Here is an 18,143-nt window from a genome sequence, read left to right on the forward strand (position 1 = left end):
TCTCCTTTTATTTTACTTGATCTCTTTTTTCTAATGTCATGCTCCATGCTGTTAAAATCACAGCACCTACTACCATAAGACCACCTACCCAAGCAGTATGGATTAATCCTAACGAATTCGTTACAAGGCCACCTATATAAGAACCTAAAGCGATCCCTCCGTTAAATGCGGCAATATTAATTGCTGAAGCAACATCAACCGCACTTGGAACAAAGCGCTCTGCCAATATAACTACATATACTTGTAGCCCCGGAACATTCATAAATGCGAATAGTCCCATGAAAATAATTGTGATTAATCCAGCTACTTTAAATGGCGCTGTAAATGTTAAAACAAATAATATGATCGCTTGAATAAAGAACATGTAAAATAGCGCTCGAATCGGATTATGATTCGATAATTTCCCGCCAACCATATTCCCTATCGCAATTGCGATTCCATACACTAATAAAATGATAGTAACGGTACTTGCTTCAAATCCTGTTACTTCTTGTAATAGTGGTGATAAATACGTAAATGTTACGAATGTACCACCGTATCCAAGTGCAGTAATAATGAAAACAAGTAATAGTCTTCCATTTTTAATTAATTTAAATTGATCACGAAACGATACAGGTACACCATTTTTTAAATTAGATGGGACAAGTATACTGTTTGCGATGAAAGCAATAATTCCAATTACGACAATCGCCATAAATGACGCTCTCCAGCCAAACTCTTGACCGATAAATGTTCCAATTGGCACACCAGTAATAGTCGCAACTGTTAATCCAGTAAACATAATCGCAATTGCGCTAGCACGTTTATTCTCCGGTACGATTGCAGCCGCAATTGTAGATCCAATTGACATAAACACACCATGTGCAAACGCAGATACAATTCTTGCGATAATTAATACAGTGAAGCTTGTTGCTACCGCCGCAATGCCATTACCAATAATGAAAATAACCATAATCCACATTAATAATGTCTTTCGCGACATACTAGCCGTTAACGCTGTTAAAACAGGTGCTCCTACCGCTGCTCCTAACGCATATAAGGAAACCGTTAAACCGGCTGTTGTAACCGAAACATTTAAATCTTTCGAAATAGATGGTAGTAAACCGACACTAATAAACTCGGTCGTACCAATCCCAAACGCACTAATTGCTAGTGCTAATAAAGCAAACATACTTCTTCGATTCGTCTGAACTTCCGAAGATGATACTGTATATGAACTCAATTGAATTCCTCCTTATTACAAGAAATCCAATCATAATAGTATGATAAAAAGGCCCTTTTATCTTCTAAAACATATATTTCATACTTACAAATGCTATTATGAATGGTTTCATTCTTTTTTTGAAGAACGCACTTTAAAGTACGATAGGCACTAAAAAGTAACATAGTCACTTTTTAGTACCGTACTACTCATTTGCCTCTTACATGTGCTATTATGAAACATATTTAACATAATAAAAAGTACGTACTTTAAAGTGCTATAGGTACTAAAAAGTAACATTTGTATTATTAAACTTACTTTACTCAAAAAGGGAGGGTTTCATATGAAGAAATACAATATTCCTGTAGAGGCGACTTTAGAAGTTATCGGCGGCAAATGGAAAGTTGTTATTCTTTGTCACTTAACGAAAGGTACAAAGAGAACGAGTGAATTAAAACGCTCCATGCCTGGTATTACACAAAAAATGTTAACGCAGCAATTACGTGAATTAGAAGACGACGGGGTCATTCAAAGAAAAGTATACAACCAAGTCCCACCGAAAGTAGAATATTCTCTTACCGACTACGGTTGGTCTTTAGAATCCATTCTTGACTCTCTTTGTTCTTGGGGCGAATGCCATCTTGAAAAAGAAGGTAACACATCGATGCTAATTGCGGAAGGTGAATAATAGGAAAAAGAAAAAAACGAACATGAATTTGTTCGTTTTTTCCTTTTTTTCTATATATATATGTACATTTCTAACTGAAACAAAATATTTTATACGCTTTCATACCTTGTCAGCACTACGTTATACACTCAATATCAAATAATTAGGAATCATTTTTATGTTAACATAGGTGTATATAGTATATAATATAGGATATATATTATATACACTTTCCGGTAACGGAGCTTTTCCATTATGCGGACAAGCCATATATCGGACAGTTCATAAATAATAAGTAAGACGTTATGGTTTTAGATTTATGTTTGCAGCTTACTTGCTGTCATAAATTTAAAGGCATTTTATTGTGTTTTGTGAAACTTTGCATAAAGTTTCGTAAACGTTTACTATCTTACTTATAAAAAATAAGAGTATTGCTATCGTAAAGGAGAATTGGAGATGCCAGAAACTATGACTCAAACAAAGCCAGAACAAGAAACTGTACAAATTTCTGCTAGCCAAGGACAACTTGATGTACTTGATCAGTTGTTAAAACCTGAGGTACAAGAATCATTAACAACACTAGTAGAACAGCTTCCAAAATTAACTGAGCTTGTTAACATTTTAACTAAGTCTTATGACTTCGCTCAAACTGTTGCTACTGATGAAGTATTAAAAAGCGACACTGTTGGTGCAATTACAGAGCTTGTAGAACCTGTAAAAGATACAGTGAAAAGCATGGCTGCAACTGCAATCGAAGCGAAAGATCGTGCTGACGAAAGTACTGAAGTTATCGGCCTATTCGGTCTATTAAAATTACTAAAAGATCCACAAGCACAAAAAATGTTCCGCTTTGTGAACGCATATCTTCAAATTAGTGCAGAACGTAACAATAAATAATTTAACTTATAACAACAATTAGTAAAGACGGGGGATATCATACTATGTCAAAACAAATTGTCATCTTAGGCGCTGGTTATGGCGGTCTTCTTGCCGCTTTAAACGTACGTAAATATTACAGCAAATCAGAAGCACAAGTTACAGTGATTAACCAATACCCAACACACCAAATCATCACTGAACTACACCGCCTTGCAGCTGGTAACGTTGCTGAGCAAGCAATTGCAATGCCACTTACAAAGCTTTTCAAAGGTAAAGATATCGATCTTAAAATCGCAACAGTTGAGTCATTCTCTGTTGATAGCAAAGAAATCAAACTAGCTGGTGGCACTACTTTATCTTACGATGCACTTGTAGTTGCTTTAGGAAGTAAAACTGCTTACTTCGGTATTCCAGGACTAGAAGAAAACAGCATGGTATTAAAATCTGCTGCTGATGCAAACAAAATCTACAAACACGTTGAAGACCGTATTCGTGAATACGCGAAAACGAAAAACGAAGCTGATGCTACAATCGTAATCGGTGGTGGCGGATTAACTGGCGTTGAGCTAGTTGGTGAGCTTGCTGACATTATGCCTAAACTTGCAAAAAGCCACGGCGTAAATCCAAAAGAAGTTAAACTTCTTCTTGTTGAAGCAGGTCCAAAAATCCTTCCAGTATTACCAGATCACTTAATCGAACGTGCAACTACTAGCCTAGAAGCACGCGGTGTTACATTCTTAACAGGTCTTCCTGTAACAAACGTTGCTGGCAATGAAATCGACTTAAAAGACGGTCAAAAACTTGTTGCTAACACATTCGTTTGGACAGGTGGCGTTCAAGGTAACCCATTAATCGGTGAATCAGGTCTTGAAGTTAACCGTGGACGTGCAACAGTTGATGCATACCTACAATCTACTTCTCACAAAGACGTATTCGTTGCTGGAGACAGCGCTGTTGTCTTCTCTCCAGACGGTCGTCCATACCCACCAACTGCACAAATCGCTTGGCAAATGGGTGAGTTAATTGGATACAACTTATACGCAGCACTAGAAGGCAAAGCATTCGAAGAGTTCGCACCTGTAAACTCTGGAACACTTGCTAGTCTAGGACGTAAAGATGCTGTTGCTACAATTGGAGCAAGCAATACTCCACTTAAAGGCTTACCAGCATCATTAATGAAAGAAGCAAGTAACGTTCGTTACTTATCACACATTAAAGGTCTATTCAGCTTAGCTTACTAATCTGAATATAAGCCCGAATCATGCCCAGCATGGTTCGGGCTATTTTTATCCCGCTATTTGCGGGCAGTAAAACTCCCACTGATTAAAGTTTCACTTTATCCGTAATTTTCTCTAATTTATTTATTCGGCAGAAGAATAATATAACCCTTTTAATTATCTAAATTTACTGATTATTTTATGTCTAAATTGTGTATATGAAAGGGATGGAAGTATTCTTCCTACTCCCATCCCTTTCACACAAACTATTCTCCTAATTTCACAAGGCTGTAGTTCTTCTTCCCTTTACGAATAATAATAAATCTTCCATCAAACGAATTTTCTACAGTAACATCCGTACCCACATCTGTTACTTTCTCACCATTCATAGAAATCGCACCATTATTAATGTCCTCGCGTGCTTGTCGTCTAGATGGTTCAATCCCTAAATCGACTAGCCACTCTACGATGTTTTTCGTCTCTTTTGAAGACTGGAATGTTGGCATTTCTTTAAAGCCTTGTTCAATTTCATCAGCTGTTAACGATTTAATATCTCCGCTAAATAACGCTGCTGTAATTTTCCCAGCTTGCAGGAACGCCTCTTCTCCATGAACGAATTTCGTCATTTCTTCCGCTAACACTTTTTGCGCTTCACGTTTATGAGGCTCCGCTTCTACCTTCACTGCTAATTCATCAATACGCTCTTTCGTTAAGAACGTAAAGTATTTCAAGTATTTAATTACATCACGGTCATCTGTATTTACCCAGAACTGGTAAAATTCAAACGGTGTCGTTTTTTCAGGATCAAGCCAAACCGCACCACCTGCTGATTTACCAAACTTCGTACCGTCCGATTTTAATAATAGCGGAATCGTTAATCCAAATACTTTCGCCTCATGACCTTCTAACTTACGAATTAAATCTAAACCACTCGTAATATTTCCCCATTGGTCACTACCACCAATTTGAAGTTGAACATCTTCTTTCGTGTATAAATGATGGAAATCCATCGCTTGCAAAATTTGGTACGTGAATTCTGTGAAAGAAATACCTGTATCTAAACGACTTGCTACAATATCCTTCGCTAACATGCTATTGATGCTAAAATTTTTCCCGTAATCACGTAAAAACTCAATAACATTTATTTCATGTGTCCAATCATAGTTATTTACCATCTTCACTTCGCTATTTCCGCCAAAATCAAATAGCTTTTTCATTTGTGCTGTTAACGCATCTACATTATGCTGAACCACTTCTAACGTTTGAAGTTGACGCTCCGATTGTCGTCCACTCGGATCACCAATTGTTCCTGTTGCCCCGCCAATTAAAATAACAGGATGATGGCCAGCTAATTGGAATCTCTTCATCATCATAAACGGAATCAAATGTCCGATATGCATACTATCACCAGTTGGATCAACTCCGCAGTATAGTGAAATCTTTTTCTCTTCTACTAGCTTACGTAAGCCTTCTTCGTCAGTCTGCTGATTAACGGCGCCGCGCCATTCTAATTCATCAATAATATTCATCTTTTGTCATCCCCTTTATTTTTAAAAAACAAAAAAGCCCCTATGTCTACGATAGACATAGGGACGATTATTCACCGTGTTACCACCCAGTTTGCATAAATAGCATAGCTACTCATACCACTCTTAGCAATAATATCGATTGCTAGTCCGCTTAGCATTACCTAAGATACTCCAGAGTGTAATTCGCAAGTTTGTTTGTGCTAGGTTCCAGCAACCCCTAGCTCTCTCGTTAACAGTGACAAACTGCTACTGGGCTCTTTCAACGTATGTTATTTGTTAAATTATTAGCATTATATTGAATTGAAAACAAATTGTCAACAATACCCAAATATTATTTTAAAATAATTCATATCTTCATACGTATTTCGTTATTCCTTATCTTCTCCAATAATCCTTACTTCTCGCTCTAACTTCACGCCAAATTTCTCTTCAACTGTCTTTTGTACGAAGTGAATTAAATCGATGTAATCTTGTGCTGTTCCGTTATCAACATTCACCATAAATCCAGCGTGTTTTAAAGAAACTTCCACTCCACCAATTCGCTTACCTTGTAGTCCTGAGTCTTGAATCAACTTACCAGCAAAGTTATTTGGTGGACGCTTAAATACGCTACCACATGAAGGATATTCTAGAGGCTGTTTTGACTCACGCTTAAACGTTAAATCATCCATTTTCTCTTTAATTTCTTCACGTACACCTTCTTCAAGTTCAAATCTCGCTTCAAGAATAATGTAATGGTTGTTAGCAAATACACTCTTACGATATCCAAATTCAAATGCTTCTTTCGTCAAAGTACGTAGCTCTCCATCACCTGTCATTACAACAGCTTCTGTTAACACAAACGATACTTCACCACCGTAAGCACCAGCATTCATATATAACGCTCCGCCAACTGAACCTGGAATACCACAAGCAAACTCAAGACCCGTTAAGTTATGGTCTAAAGCAATACGTGATACGTCAATAATTGCTGCACCACACTGTGCTACAATCGTCGTTCCTGTTACAGTAACACCTGTAATATGAATTAAACTTACTGTAATCCCGCGAATTCCACCATCTTTAATAATGACATTCGATCCATTTCCTAAAAACGTAACTGGAATATTATATTCGTTCGCATATTTGATAACTTCTTGAATTTCATCATAATTTGTAGGCGCAACAAAAACATCTGCTTTTCCGCCAACTTTAATATGCGTATGATTCTTTAACATTTCATCTTGTTTAACATGTCCTTCAGGCAATACCGTACTTAAATATTTATAAACCTCTTGCATATTCATTTTACGATTCCTCTATTTCTATATTCATTTTATCCCGTTATACGGGCCCATAATATCCCCACGTACATGAAAGAACCTAAAGTGGTGGATACAGTGTACCCAAAATCAATTCGAGACACCTATAAACCTCTTAATTTATAAGAGGTGCCACTCATATTAAAATATATATTGCATAATAAAGCAACCCAAATGGACTACTAAACTTGACATGTCATCAGAAAGACAACAATTTGTAAAATATGTGACTTTTTCAAAACACTATCCCTCAGTATCTTACTATACCATACAAAAAGAAAGTGGCATTTTTTTGTACTTTTTACTTTATTTACATCAATAAAAAAAGAGCACATCCGACAGAATGTGCTCTTTCTATACTCATTAAATTATTTTTCGTTCTCTTCTTTTTCCTTATCAAACCATAATAGTTCATCGTCATCCACTTCACCATTATAATTGATTAAAATTTCTTCTCCCGCTTTTATATCCTTATACGCGAAGAAGTTAAAAGTATGATTCTCGAAGACAATTTCATACGTTGCATTCGGATTATATGCATGATTAAATAACATGCCGTATCCTAACAGGAATGCCGTATGATTTACCCCATACTCAAATGCGTAGTCAGCAAGTAACGTTTTTTCAATGTGTTCATGCTGTTCATTTGGATAAGAGATAACCGGCGCTGAGTGAATCAACTCACCCTTTTTAATATCACGAGTTGCAAATACACCTCTATTAAATTCTCCATCACTAAGTTCAGAAGTCTTAACTTCGATCATATGCGTCACCTATATAATTCTTTCTTTGAAGTATTTTATCCCGCTATTTGCGAGGTTCAACTAATAATCAGTAGGTATTAGTCTCACTTTATCTCCTTAAGCTTGGCAGAAAACGCGCAGAAAAGCAATTAAATTACTATCAAGTATTCATTTAAATGAAAAAAGAGCACATCATTTGTGCTCTTTCCAAGCAATATTACTTTTCTAAAATATCTTCTAACAACTTCACTTGCTCGCTAACAGTTTGTAACGTCTTCACTGACGTATCATTTCGATGTTTTTCTTCTTCCACACTCGCTAGCACTTCTTCTGTAGCTGTAGAAGTTTGCTGAATTACGTTAGAAGCATGCGTAACATCCTTTACGATATTCGTCGTTTTAACTTGGAAACTTTCTTGATGAACAACAACCTCTCGCATTACTTCATTAATCGCATCAATAAACTTCCCTAAATCCGTTACATTTGTTAAAACGCTTGCTAACATTTCGTTACACTCTTCTTGTACTCTTTCTGACTTCTCTACCTGCACTTCTACCTTACTTGCTTGATTACTAAACTCCTTCAAAATCCCTTGAATTCTTCCCGCAGAACGATTTGATTCTTCAGCAAGCTTTAACACTTCACTCGCTACAATAGCAAAACCTTTTCCATGCTCACCTGCCCTGGCAGCTTCAATATTTGCATTTAAAGCTAGCAAACTCGTCTGACTTGAAATATTCGTTATTACATCTACAATTTCATTAATTTGTTTCGATTGCATCATTAAATCTCTAAATATAATTCCAGACTGTGAAACAACATCATTTAAACTTCTCATGTTAGCTTCAAAATTTCTTAAAGTATTTACGCTGCCCTTTGAAATTTCTAAACTTTCATCCACACGAGCCGATGCAGTTCTTACTTGAGAGATGATTTGTTCAATATTTCCCTCCATATCATTCAATACTTCTACCGAACGATACATCATCTCTGATTGTGATTGCGTACCAACTGCTACCTCTTCAAAGGCAAAATTAATTTCACTCATCGATTCCATCGACGTGTTCATATTTTGTCTTAAATGATTGAAATTACTATCTAGTTTCAAAACTGTTTCACCAATAAGCCTTTGCGTCTCTTCTAGCTCCTGAGCTTTTCTCATTACTTCTTGCTTCTCATCACTTAAACGAAGGAGCAGATTAGAACCGATTTTCGTGACACCCCACATAGCGATTGTTACAATCGCTAACAAACTTGCGAAATTAGCAGCTTCAGACGAGGCTGTATAAGCAAAAAATTGCTCCGGCCAATAGCTACAAAGGATAAATGTGATCACAACAGCTACCCCGCCAAGAATTAAAATGAGGCGCTCACTTAAGTAAATAAGTGAAACAGCTAATGTAAAATAGACCATTTGAAATACAGCCGGGCTTTCATTAAAAGCTTGTACCATAATGTAAGACATTGTAAGCAACATAAATGTCATGATATATTTATACGCTGATTCCATACTTTTTATAAAAGTAAAAAGCGTTCCAAATACAACGACAGAAATACCACAAATCCAAAACGCTATTGCTCTCTCTGTAAAAATATATCCATAATACCCAATCGCGATTATCCCAAGGAAGAAACTAAAAATCGTTATAAACAGTAATAAATGATTTTTCTGTGATTCTTTCTCAAGGTTAGAAAAACAAGTCCTCTTTAACCACTCCATATGAAGCCCCACCTTCTACTTATACATATCAATTACTTCAGTTTAAATACCGCACTCACTGGGTTATGATCGCTATTTTCAAACTTTAAATCTTTCCCTTGTACATTTACAATCTCTACATTCGGTGAAACGATAAAGCCATCAATAATAGTGACGAAATTTTCACCTTCTACATATTTCTTTACATCATCTCTCACAGTCATAACAGACGGATCTACAGCCCACTTAAAGCCACCGTCCGTAAAGTCCTTCGGTAACTCTACTAACCACTCAGGACGCTCTTTCACGAACTTCGGATCACTTAATTGAGCGTTTGAAACTAATTGATTCCAATCTCCACCCATTATTACGTAATCACCATTTTCATAATGCTTGTTCATATATTCTTTTAAATACTCTACTTGCTGTTTTCTAATTTTCCCGCCTTCATCATAAGCAGACAAATGTAAATTTACGAGTCTAACATGTTTCCCATTATTAACAGGTATTTTATGTTCCACAATTGCCCGATCTAAATCAAACAAACGCTTTGGCCACGGCTCCATTCCAGGAAGCTGGAACCTCTTCGCTTCTTGAACAGTGTATTTAGAAAACGTACTTAATCCAGCCTCCGCATATCCCATTGGATTTGTTATTGGCACCGGAACCCATTTCGTATCGTAGTTCTTGCCAAATGACGAAACATAATCAGGTAATCCTTTTTTCAAAAATTCATGTTCATTTACATCAAATGAACGAAGTGACTTTATATCAACTTCTTGTAATAGCGCAAAATCACTATTTTCATTTTGTAAAAACGAAAGCATATTCTTTAAATTAGTTTCTGTTTGCTCTTTACTACTTGAACCAGATCCCTTTCCCCCATCCATAAAGAAATCTTGCTCCTTATCTAACCCTGCATATCCAATATTAAATGTTGTAACTTTAAATTCATTTCCAGTCGCTAATACGCGCTCCTTATTATTCTCCACCTTCAAGCTTGTAACATCAGCAGGCTGTTCTTTAGTAAGTGTCATATACGCTAGAAATCCTCCTACAATGCCCGCTACTACTAAAACACATATAAATACGATTTTAAAAAATTTCTTCAAATAAATGACTCCTTTTCACGCGAATTTATTTTTCTTTATTTTCAGTCAAATAAAGAAAACGACACACATAAGAAACATTTTATCATAATTAAAACCGTATATCACTATATTTAGTTGATAAGTAATCGATCCTGTTTTAATTACTTAAAAAACCTTCAGACATCAAAAAAAGAAAAGTTACACCCACCTCCTCACTGGAAATTAAACGGTATATTTAGTACACTATATGTAATAATCATAGGCGATGGAGTTCGCCATAAACGCTGCTTAGCTAATGACTCCTACCAGTATACATACTGGTAGGAGTCTATTTTTTTGAGCAAGCTATTTAAAGAGGTGAGAAAATTGATTTATATTATCGTCGGCATTGCCGGTATATTAGGAGCTCTTTCTCGTTATTATTTAGGTCTTAATATCACCACATTTTGGCATCATTCATTTCCATTAGCAACATTAGTCATTAACTTAATCGGTTGCTTCTTCTTAGCGTGGCTAACTACTTATATCGCTCGACTAAACATCTTACCTTCAGAGGTTATCACAGGCATCGGGACTGGATTCATCGGTTCCTTTACGACTTTTTCAACATTTAGTGTAGAAACTGTGCAATTGATCAATCATTCTGAGTGGAGCATAGCCTTCTTATATGTATCATGTAGCATACTTGGTGGCCTCATTATGTCTGGCCTTGGCTATACACTTGGAGATTTCTTAATTAAGAAATCTCTTACGGAAGGTGATTACTCATGATAGAAGCCTTATTAGTCGCAACAGGAGGATTTTTCGGTGCGATTACACGATTTGCAATTAGCAATTGGTTTAAGAAAAGAAATAAAACACAATTTCCAATTGCTACATTCCTTATTAATATAACAGGGGCATTTTTACTCGGATATATAATTGGCAACGGAGTTACTACAGGCTGGCAACTATTATTAGGTACTGGATTTATGGGCGCATTCACGACATTTTCTACGTTTAAATTAGAAGCTGTTCAGCTTCTCGATCTTAAAAAACTGTACATCTTCCTTTTATATTTAAGTGCTACTTACATAATTGGTATCCTCTTCGCATTCCTTGGGATGAAGCTGGGTGGAATATAAAAAAAGCGACTCTATTGAGTCGCTTTCTTTCATAAGAAATATGTCCCGCCATATGGAATGGAAAATAAACCAGCTGGATGTACATCGTAATGTACAATTTGCATCGGAAGTTGTGAATACGGCATATACTGACTTTGCATCATTTGTGCAGCTTGTACTTGCTGCTGCATGTGAATAGCCTGATACACAGCATGAATTGTTCCCTGTGCTCCTGCCCAAGTAATAGCCGACCCTACTTGTCTTCCATTATAAAAATGATAGTTCATCATGATTCATCTCACTTATTCTTTTTCTTCCATATGGTATGTTGCTATTTCATAGTGAGTGCTTTGGCCCCTATTGGTAGCACCTATCTATTGCTCTTTTTCAGTTTTGAAGTAATAAATCCAAATAATAATACACCAATACCACTAAGGAACAATACATAACTTATCGGTACTAGGAAAAAGAAAGGTTCTTCAAGGAATCCATCCGCTCCTACTTTACTGTTTGAAGCATGTATAGTTAAAGAAATAATCGCTAAAATCATTAAAGAAATAGCTACTACGTATTTATTTTTCATTTCACATTCTCCTCTACTCATGTAATTCTCCTTAAATCGTTAACATCATATTATCTAAAATAAAATTAACAGTCAATAATTATTTATCGTTAAACGATAAATAATTATTGACTAAACTAATAACAAAAAAGTTTGCGAAGCATCTTAAATCACTTCGCAAACCTTCTAAATTATAAATATTTACACTTCAAATCTCCTGCTTAATACAATGTACATTGCGCAAAATAGCACGAATATCCCAGCATAAATTAACAAAATCTCTACACTAAACATATCCGACAATGGACCAAATATTATCATTCCTAAAGGAAGCGCGCATGAATTCGCAATTTGTACAAGGCTGAACATCCGTCCGTGCATCGATGGTTCTACTTTCTCCTGCAATAACACAGTAACTGGTGTATTGAAGCACGGCATTGTTATACCAATTAAAAAATTAAATACTAAATACATAATAAATATCGGTGCTATTCCGAGTCCAATCATAAGCAGTCCATATAATGCACAAGCTAGCGCTGTTGTATACATACGATTACGAAAGCCACCCCACGCCGCAATCAATACACCACCAGCTGCCGCACCCGCACTAAAGGTCATCTCACTAGCAGTAAGTCTCCACATTTCGGCCCCGAAAGAACGAGTTACCATTAAAGGTGTTAAAAAAGCAGCTGGACTTATTAAAATCATGACGATAATTAATAAAACGATTAGCCTTTTAATAAATACATTTTCTTTTAAATAAGAGAACCCTTCTTTAATTCCTTGTAAATTAGATTTTTGCTTACTCTCTACATTCACATGTCCTTCCACCTGAATGATAAACATAATACTAATTCCAATCATAGCCGTAATAACATCAATAAAAAGTGTTGTTTCAATGCTGGCAATAGAAAGAATCGTCGCACTTGCTGCTGGAGAAAGAAACATAATTAAAGATGTAATACTGCTATTTATTCCATTTACTTTCATAAGATACTCTTTCGGAACAATTTGCGGAATTAATGCATTTACAGCTGGCGTTTGTACTCCTGTTCCAGCTGAACGAATGAGTAACACAATAAAAAGTAACCAAATACTTTTATATCCTGTTAAAAATAAAATTGCTAAAACTAACGTCGCAATCGCTATAATCCCATCCGATAACATAATCATCTTTTTACGGTCATAACGATCAATCCAAACACCTGCAAACAAAGATATCGCAATTTGTGGTAGGAAACCGCAAACAGTTGAAATAGTCAACATCACTCCTGATGATGTTGTAAGGGTGATATACCATATAATCGCGTATTGCACGAGAGAGGAACCGAACAACGAAATAGTTTGAGCGGTCAAAAATAATATAATTTTCGTTTTCCAATTGTTTTCACTCATATGTTTCACACCCCCTTAACTAATCCTGTCTCTATATCAAAGATGCTATCTGCCCAATCAAGATAAAAACTCGCTTCGTGAGATACGAGTATAATGCTGCCCTTAAACTGAATTAGCGCCTTTTGCAAAGCTTCCTTCGCTTCTGCATCTAAATGATTTGTCGGCTCATCTAAAATTAAGAAGTTACAAGGTGATAGTAATAATCCGCACAGTTTCACCTTCGATTGTTCACCACCACTTAACGTACGAATTTCTTGCGAGACGTGCGTATCCTTCACACCACACGCAGCTAAATGATGGCGTATTTCCTTCATATTCAGTTTAGGAAACTGCCCTGAAATAATTTGAAGCGGCGTTAAAGAATCATTGCTCCAATTTAAATCTTGCTCATAATATCCAATCTTTAGTTGCTCTGAAAAGTGAAACTCTCCAGAAATACTAGCAATATTTCCAACGATTGTTTTTAATAAAGTAGATTTCCCTACTCCATTGAAACCTGTAATAACAAGTTTTTGCCCACCCATTACTGAAAAATTCAACTTTGGTAAGAGAGCGAAGTCGTAACCAACTTCAAGGTTATTTACTTCAAAAACTGTCTGAACTGAAATGGGAAGTCCCTGAAAATGAATAGACGGTTTATGAGTAAAACTTGGTGGCGCAATTCTTTCCATACGCTCCAATTGTTTTCGACGACCTTGCGCTATTTTTGAATTCACCCCAGCAATATTTCTACGGATATACTCTTCCGTTTTTTCAATTTTCTTTTGCTGTGCATAATATTGGCGAATGTAATCTTTTCGCAAATGCTCCTTCTGCCTTACAAAATCTGAGTATTTACCGTAATACTTCTTAACTGTTCCGAACTCTACATCACATATGCAAGAAGTTACTTTTTCCAGAAAATCAAAATCATGTGACACTACAATAAACGCTCCTTCGAACTTCATTAAATAGTTAGCAAGCCACTCCACATGCTCCTTATCAAGAAAATTCGTCGGTTCATCTAGTAATAAAATATTAGGCTCTTCTAATAAGAGCTTCGCTAAAATTACCTTTGCACGCTGCCCTCCGCTTAATTCACCAATAACACGATCCATCCCAATTGCATCAATACCTAAACCGGCTGCCACCTTATTCGTAATACTGTCTACTGAATAAAAATCACGAGCCTCAAGCTGCTCTTGCATTTCAGCCGCTTTTAGTAGTTGATTCTCATCTCCAGTCATTGCACTTTCTTCATATAACTTGTTCATTCTCTTTTCCATTTCATACAAATCATAAAAAGCTCTCTTTAAATATTGTGAAATGGTATAACCCTCATCAATGTCAGCGTATTGATCAAGATGCCCAATTTGAATATTAGGTTGCCACTTTATGTCTCCCTTATCAGAAATAATTTCCCCCACCAATATTTTCATTAATGTGCTTTTTCCTGCACCATTCTGTCCAACAATCCCCATATGCTCCCCTTTATGCAAATCAAAAGAAGCATTCTCGTATAATACTTTATCTATAAAACTATGTGATAAACTTTCAACTTTAAGTAAACTCATTTTTATTCCTCTTTTCCTGAAATTAAAAAAAGCAGAGAGATAGCGTCATTCGACACTAGCCCTCTGCTTCGTGGTTTTTCCTATACTACTCCAATTTACGGTAAAGACTCATCGGAATAATATACACAAAGGGCCATAGACAAAGCATTGTCTATGGCCCCTTAATCTATTTTATACACCAGCTGAAAAACCATAACGAAATAAGCATAGATAAACTATACTTTTTTAGAAAAGTTATTCAGCCGATGAATATAGGGGATTTATACCCCTTGATTAAGCTCCGTACAACGCTTCACCGTATACATTTGTGCGGAGCAAAGTTTTCTAATGAGTTTTACAAATTTTATATAAAGCATGTTCTGCACCTTCCTTAATACTTAAAAGGGATTTTAGCATACGGTTTTATGAAGCGTCAACATTACTTCCAAATCTTTCAACTACTTGTTTTCAAAATATTGCTTCTGAAACATACACATTCTTATCGCATTATGATAGTTACCATCAACGAAAAACTCATCGATAAGTTCACCTTCTACAATAAATCCAACCTTTTTATAAACATGTACTGCTTTTTCATTTTCCTTATCCACAACTAAATATATCTTATGCATATTTAATACAGCGAAAGCATAATCCATTGCTAAACGCGTCGCCTCTACTGCATAACCATATCCTTGATAATTCGGATCAATAATAATTTGGAATTCTGTTCTACGATGAATATAATCGATTTCTACTAACTCAACTAATCCAACCATTTCATTGTCTTTCTCAACGATAAATCGGCGTTCGCTTTGATCATGTATATGTTTATCGTATAAGTCTTGTAGCTCCACAAATGCCTCATATGGCTCTTCAAACCAATACGACATAATATGCGCATTATTATTCAGTTCGTGTACGAACTTTAAATCTTCTCGTTCTAATGGACGTAACTTCAATTCCTGATTCATTCCTATAACCTCCAAGTAAAAGAAACCTCTTCACTTAATTTCTCAATTTTTTTCGATTTCAAACGCCCTAATTTCATTGTAAACTTTCAGGCAACTTGAAGGTCAAGATGTAAAAAAGTAGTGCAAACTTACGTCTGCACTACTACTCTTTTCTCAAATCTCTCATATTCGATATGTATAAAGCAATAACTAAAACAAGAATTGCTCCTGCGTATAATAACGTCTCCATCGGTTCCTCATGAGACACAATAATTAATCGAATTAAAGCCGTAATTCCGATATAAATAAAATAGCGTAACGGGAAATGATAATTCGATTTAAAATACTTAATAATTAATGCAATGAACTCGAAGTATAAGAAATAGACGATGATACTTTCAACCAATTTATAAGACGTATACTCTTTTGACGAAAAAATATACTGCACAAACGTGATCGTCTCATTCACTAAGAAAATCGATAACACAATGGATAATATAATTAAAGCTATATTTAATATCCATTGCAAAACACTAGCTATAACATGATCGATATTAAATGACTTCATATTCTCTTTAGACTCCCCTTCGTATAAGTACTTATTTATTATAGCAAAATTACGATTGGAAAGAAGTTAAATCATATATTCGTCCTTTGTTGTTGCCAGTGTAGGTGATGTTCATTGTTTGGAGGAGTCTTTTAACCGCAGAACTAGATTCCATATTAAGAAATTCCCTCAATTCGCTATTAGTAGTTATCATATTAAACAGAAGTGTGTAATCTTGTACAGCACGTAAATGAGCATGTTTAGACATACTATTGCAGTTTGAACAACGCCATCCCTGCTTTTCTTTTAACATTGCCATTGTAAAACATTCCTCGCACTGTACCCCCTTTAGCAACTCCTCTTTTTTAATTTTATATTGTGCAAGAACATTTTGTCGTTGTGGAATGTGCTCATTCATAATCTGGCCTATAAGTCCATTTATATTATCAATCACTTTTCCTTTATATTGATTTTTAATCTGTTTTATTCTATTAGGTAAATTTGCACTGTGGATAATTTTACTAGACAGTATTTCATCTGAAGTTTTAATAATTGTACGAGGGGAACTAATTACAACGAGGGATTCAATCGGAATATTATGTAAATCATGTAGATTCAGCCATTTTCTCAGTTGCATCTCTTGCCGTTTCAGTTGTAAAAGCGGATCTGGGAATCCTTCTTCGGTAGTACCATCTGCTATTCGAATAAGCTGATTGAACTTTGCATCAAAAATTAATGTACCAATAATATTTTTTATTTCAAGAAAAAGAAGAAAATAAGATGAAACTATGAGAGTATCAATTTGGAAATAATGTTTTTGATCAAATAACCTAATATCATGTAAAATATGGTATTCTGCTTCGGATAGAAAACTCAGCGGATACTCGATCGCCTGCTCTCCTTTATAGCCGGCCATAAATTTCGCTAGACTTTCAACCACCACATTCCTTTTTGGATGATGAGCAGGCAATCTTCTAAGTAAAGCTTCTAATTGGAGCAAATATACGGGCATTTTCCGCTCTTTCACAATCACTTTTATCCCCCTCCAAAATATATCAGCGATTTTTCAAATATATCAGCGCAACTCCAAATATATCGGCGATTTTCGAAATATATCGGCGCAACTCCAAATATATCAGCGATTTTCGAAATATATCGACTTACCGACAAAAACCGACACAACATACACACATAAAATCTTATACACAGTATAACATCACAGCAAAAATCACACTGTAAGCATAATGTTAATATCCCATTTTGATTCTGTTCTTTTCAAAATGGGATATTAACATTCTACATATAAAAAAGACCATTTTGTTAAATCAAAGATGATCATCCTCTTTCACTATCACTTCACCATTCGGATATTTATGCTTAATATAATCGCTTCCCCAATCACAAAGTACTTTTAAGCCTTGTTTTAATGATTGTCCCTGTTCTGTAAGGGAGTATTCAACTTTCGGTGGCACTTGATTGTATACTTTTCTAGATACGAGTCCATCCTTTTCAAGCTCTTTCAATTGCTCCGTAAGCATTTTTTGTGTAATACCAGTGACCAATCGTTTTAATTCACCGTTTCTTGTCGGTCCGCTTGTTAAATGATATAAAATGTGGGATTTCCACTTACCCCCGATCACATCTAAAACGACTTCAATTCTATTGTTATACTCTTTTTTCATACCGAACTCCTTCTATATTTTAATAGGCACTTTCTCGTGCCT

The 18,143-nt window shown here is 35.7% G+C and carries 19 protein-coding genes, 1 riboswitch and 1 other annotated feature; of the genes, 5 read left to right on the forward strand and 14 right to left on the reverse strand.

The features are described 5' to 3' along the window. Positions 1-7 precede the first annotated feature (7 nt). Complete coding sequence (locus AC241_RS25215) at positions 8-1,171, reverse strand: MFS transporter (protein ID WP_168410432.1); 1,164 nt, start codon at positions 1,169-1,171, stop codon at positions 8-10. Positions 1,172-1,544: 373 nt separating this feature from the next. Here AC241_RS25215 and AC241_RS25220 point away from each other — a divergent pair, with 373 nt between their 5' ends. The 3 genes from AC241_RS25220 to AC241_RS25230 all read left to right on the forward strand — a co-directional run bounded on the left by AC241_RS25220 (position 1,545) and on the right by AC241_RS25230 (position 3,988). Beyond that, positions 1,545-1,889 (forward strand): winged helix-turn-helix transcriptional regulator, encoded by a 345-nt coding sequence (locus AC241_RS25220; RefSeq protein ID WP_000760481.1) that lies wholly within the window; start codon positions 1,545-1,547, stop codon positions 1,887-1,889. Between the two features lie 435 nt (positions 1,890-2,324). After that, positions 2,325-2,765 carry a DUF1641 domain-containing protein gene (locus AC241_RS25225; protein WP_001115310.1) on the forward strand — a complete coding sequence of 147 codons (441 nt, stop codon included), beginning with the start codon at positions 2,325-2,327 and terminating at the stop codon, positions 2,763-2,765. Positions 2,766-2,809: 44 nt separating this feature from the next. Then, a complete protein-coding gene (locus AC241_RS25230; RefSeq protein WP_000043197.1) occupies positions 2,810-3,988 on the forward strand; it encodes an NAD(P)/FAD-dependent oxidoreductase in 1,179 nt (392 codons plus the stop codon). 242 nt (positions 3,989-4,230) lie between these two features. Here AC241_RS25230 and tyrS read toward each other — a convergent pair whose 3' ends face one another. From tyrS to AC241_RS25255, 5 genes are all read right to left on the reverse strand, one after another. Then, positions 4,231-5,493, reverse strand: a complete 1,263-nt coding sequence (gene tyrS / locus AC241_RS25235) for a tyrosine--tRNA ligase (protein WP_048564206.1) — start codon at positions 5,491-5,493, stop codon at positions 4,231-4,233. A gap of 56 nt (positions 5,494-5,549) precedes the next feature. Beyond that, positions 5,550-5,765, reverse strand: a binding site (T-box leader). 96 nt (positions 5,766-5,861) lie between these two features. Continuing rightward, positions 5,862-6,779, reverse strand: coding sequence for a UDP-N-acetylmuramate dehydrogenase (gene murB, locus AC241_RS25240; RefSeq protein ID WP_029443559.1), 918 nt, complete (start codon positions 6,777-6,779; stop codon positions 5,862-5,864). Positions 6,780-7,162: 383 nt separating this feature from the next. Beyond that, entirely contained in the window at positions 7,163-7,558 is a 396-nt protein-coding gene (locus AC241_RS25245; protein ID WP_000573651.1) for an SET domain-containing protein, read from the reverse strand. 196 nt (positions 7,559-7,754) lie between these two features. Then, complete coding sequence (locus tag AC241_RS25250) at positions 7,755-9,257, reverse strand: DUF4077 domain-containing protein (RefSeq protein ID WP_029443560.1); 1,503 nt, start codon at positions 9,255-9,257, stop codon at positions 7,755-7,757. Positions 9,258-9,289: 32 nt separating this feature from the next. Continuing rightward, the gene (locus AC241_RS25255) at positions 9,290-10,348 is read right to left on the reverse strand and encodes an endonuclease/exonuclease/phosphatase family protein (protein WP_016079783.1); all 1,059 of its coding nucleotides are present in this window, start codon (positions 10,346-10,348) and stop codon (positions 9,290-9,292) included. Positions 10,349-10,579: 231 nt separating this feature from the next. Further along, positions 10,580-10,639: riboswitch (Fluoride riboswitch) on the forward strand. Between the two features lie 54 nt (positions 10,640-10,693). Here AC241_RS25255 and crcB (AC241_RS25260) point away from each other — a divergent pair. Together crcB (AC241_RS25260) and crcB (AC241_RS25265) are read left to right on the forward strand one after the other, a co-directional pair. After that, positions 10,694-11,098, forward strand: a complete 405-nt coding sequence (crcB, locus tag AC241_RS25260; protein WP_042969155.1) for a fluoride efflux transporter CrcB — start codon at positions 10,694-10,696, stop codon at positions 11,096-11,098. Further along, entirely contained in the window at positions 11,095-11,451 is a 357-nt protein-coding gene (crcB, locus tag AC241_RS25265; RefSeq protein ID WP_029443563.1) for a fluoride efflux transporter CrcB, read from the forward strand. The genes crcB (AC241_RS25260) and crcB (AC241_RS25265) overlap by 4 nt, the downstream gene beginning before the upstream one ends. A gap of 29 nt (positions 11,452-11,480) precedes the next feature. Here crcB (AC241_RS25265) and AC241_RS25270 read toward each other — a convergent pair whose 3' ends face one another. The 8 genes from AC241_RS25270 to AC241_RS25305 all read right to left on the reverse strand — a co-directional run bounded on the left by AC241_RS25270 (position 11,481) and on the right by AC241_RS25305 (position 18,101). Further along, entirely contained in the window at positions 11,481-11,720 is a 240-nt protein-coding gene (locus tag AC241_RS25270; RefSeq protein WP_050844683.1) for a DUF3947 family protein, read from the reverse strand. Between the two features lie 80 nt (positions 11,721-11,800). Further along, complete coding sequence (locus AC241_RS25275) at positions 11,801-12,034, reverse strand: DUF3955 domain-containing protein (RefSeq protein WP_042969156.1); 234 nt, start codon at positions 12,032-12,034, stop codon at positions 11,801-11,803. A 159-nt stretch (positions 12,035-12,193) separates the two neighbouring features. Next, the gene (locus AC241_RS25280) at positions 12,194-13,387 is read right to left on the reverse strand and encodes an MFS transporter (RefSeq protein WP_048564209.1); all 1,194 of its coding nucleotides are present in this window, start codon (positions 13,385-13,387) and stop codon (positions 12,194-12,196) included. Between the two features lie 5 nt (positions 13,388-13,392). Beyond that, positions 13,393-14,940 (reverse strand): ABC-F family ATP-binding cassette domain-containing protein, encoded by a 1,548-nt coding sequence (locus tag AC241_RS25285; protein WP_050844684.1) that lies wholly within the window; start codon positions 14,938-14,940, stop codon positions 13,393-13,395. A gap of 437 nt (positions 14,941-15,377) precedes the next feature. Then, the gene (speG, locus tag AC241_RS25290; protein ID WP_001071094.1) at positions 15,378-15,893 is read right to left on the reverse strand and encodes a spermidine N1-acetyltransferase; all 516 of its coding nucleotides are present in this window, start codon (positions 15,891-15,893) and stop codon (positions 15,378-15,380) included. A 142-nt stretch (positions 15,894-16,035) separates the two neighbouring features. Further along, on the reverse strand, positions 16,036-16,440 hold the full coding sequence (psiE, locus tag AC241_RS25295) for a phosphate-starvation-inducible protein PsiE (RefSeq protein ID WP_000834709.1): 405 nt from the start codon (positions 16,438-16,440) through the stop codon (positions 16,036-16,038). A 49-nt stretch (positions 16,441-16,489) separates the two neighbouring features. Beyond that, positions 16,490-17,452: a nuclease-related domain-containing protein gene (locus AC241_RS25300; RefSeq protein WP_050844685.1), complete on the reverse strand. Its 963-nt coding sequence runs from the start codon at positions 17,450-17,452 to the stop codon at positions 16,490-16,492. A 292-nt stretch (positions 17,453-17,744) separates the two neighbouring features. Further along, positions 17,745-18,101, reverse strand: a complete 357-nt coding sequence (locus tag AC241_RS25305) for a winged helix-turn-helix transcriptional regulator (protein WP_050844686.1) — start codon at positions 18,099-18,101, stop codon at positions 17,745-17,747. Between the last annotated feature and the right edge of the window lie 42 nt (positions 18,102-18,143).

The organism is Bacillus thuringiensis (genome assembly GCF_001182785.1).
In the GTDB taxonomy this organism is placed as follows: Bacteria; Bacillota; Bacilli; order Bacillales; family Bacillaceae_G; genus Bacillus_A; species Bacillus_A thuringiensis_S.

What these genes read in the sequence shown, in the direction of transcription:
- AC241_RS25215 (WP_168410432.1), bottom strand. Translation starts at nt 1,171, where the DNA reads ATGTTTGCTTTATTAGCACTAGCAATTAGTGCGTTTGGGATTGGTACG.
- AC241_RS25220 (WP_000760481.1), top strand. Translation starts at nt 1,545, where the DNA reads ATGAAGAAATACAATATTCCTGTAGAGGCGACTTTAGAAGTTATCGGC.
- AC241_RS25225 (WP_001115310.1), top strand. Translation starts at nt 2,325, where the DNA reads ATGCCAGAAACTATGACTCAAACAAAGCCAGAACAAGAAACTGTACAA.
- AC241_RS25230 (WP_000043197.1), top strand. Translation starts at nt 2,810, where the DNA reads ATGTCAAAACAAATTGTCATCTTAGGCGCTGGTTATGGCGGTCTTCTT.
- tyrS (WP_048564206.1), bottom strand. Translation starts at nt 5,493, where the DNA reads ATGAATATTATTGATGAATTAGAATGGCGCGGCGCCGTTAATCAGCAG.
- murB (WP_029443559.1), bottom strand. Translation starts at nt 6,779, where the DNA reads ATGAATATGCAAGAGGTTTATAAATATTTAAGTACGGTATTGCCTGAA.
- AC241_RS25245 (WP_000573651.1), bottom strand. Translation starts at nt 7,558, where the DNA reads ATGATCGAAGTTAAGACTTCTGAACTTAGTGATGGAGAATTTAATAGA.
- AC241_RS25250 (WP_029443560.1), bottom strand. Translation starts at nt 9,257, where the DNA reads ATGGAGTGGTTAAAGAGGACTTGTTTTTCTAACCTTGAGAAAGAATCA.
- crcB (WP_029443563.1), top strand. Translation starts at nt 11,095, where the DNA reads ATGATAGAAGCCTTATTAGTCGCAACAGGAGGATTTTTCGGTGCGATT.
- AC241_RS25270 (WP_050844683.1), bottom strand. Translation starts at nt 11,720, where the DNA reads ATGATGAACTATCATTTTTATAATGGAAGACAAGTAGGGTCGGCTATT.
- AC241_RS25275 (WP_042969156.1), bottom strand. Translation starts at nt 12,034, where the DNA reads ATGAGTAGAGGAGAATGTGAAATGAAAAATAAATACGTAGTAGCTATT.
- AC241_RS25280 (WP_048564209.1), bottom strand. Translation starts at nt 13,387, where the DNA reads ATGAGTGAAAACAATTGGAAAACGAAAATTATATTATTTTTGACCGCT.
- AC241_RS25285 (WP_050844684.1), bottom strand. Translation starts at nt 14,940, where the DNA reads ATGAGTTTACTTAAAGTTGAAAGTTTATCACATAGTTTTATAGATAAA.
- speG (WP_001071094.1), bottom strand. Translation starts at nt 15,893, where the DNA reads ATGAATCAGGAATTGAAGTTACGTCCATTAGAACGAGAAGATTTAAAG.
- psiE (WP_000834709.1), bottom strand. Translation starts at nt 16,440, where the DNA reads ATGAAGTCATTTAATATCGATCATGTTATAGCTAGTGTTTTGCAATGG.
- AC241_RS25305 (WP_050844686.1), bottom strand. Translation starts at nt 18,101, where the DNA reads ATGAAAAAAGAGTATAACAATAGAATTGAAGTCGTTTTAGATGTGATC.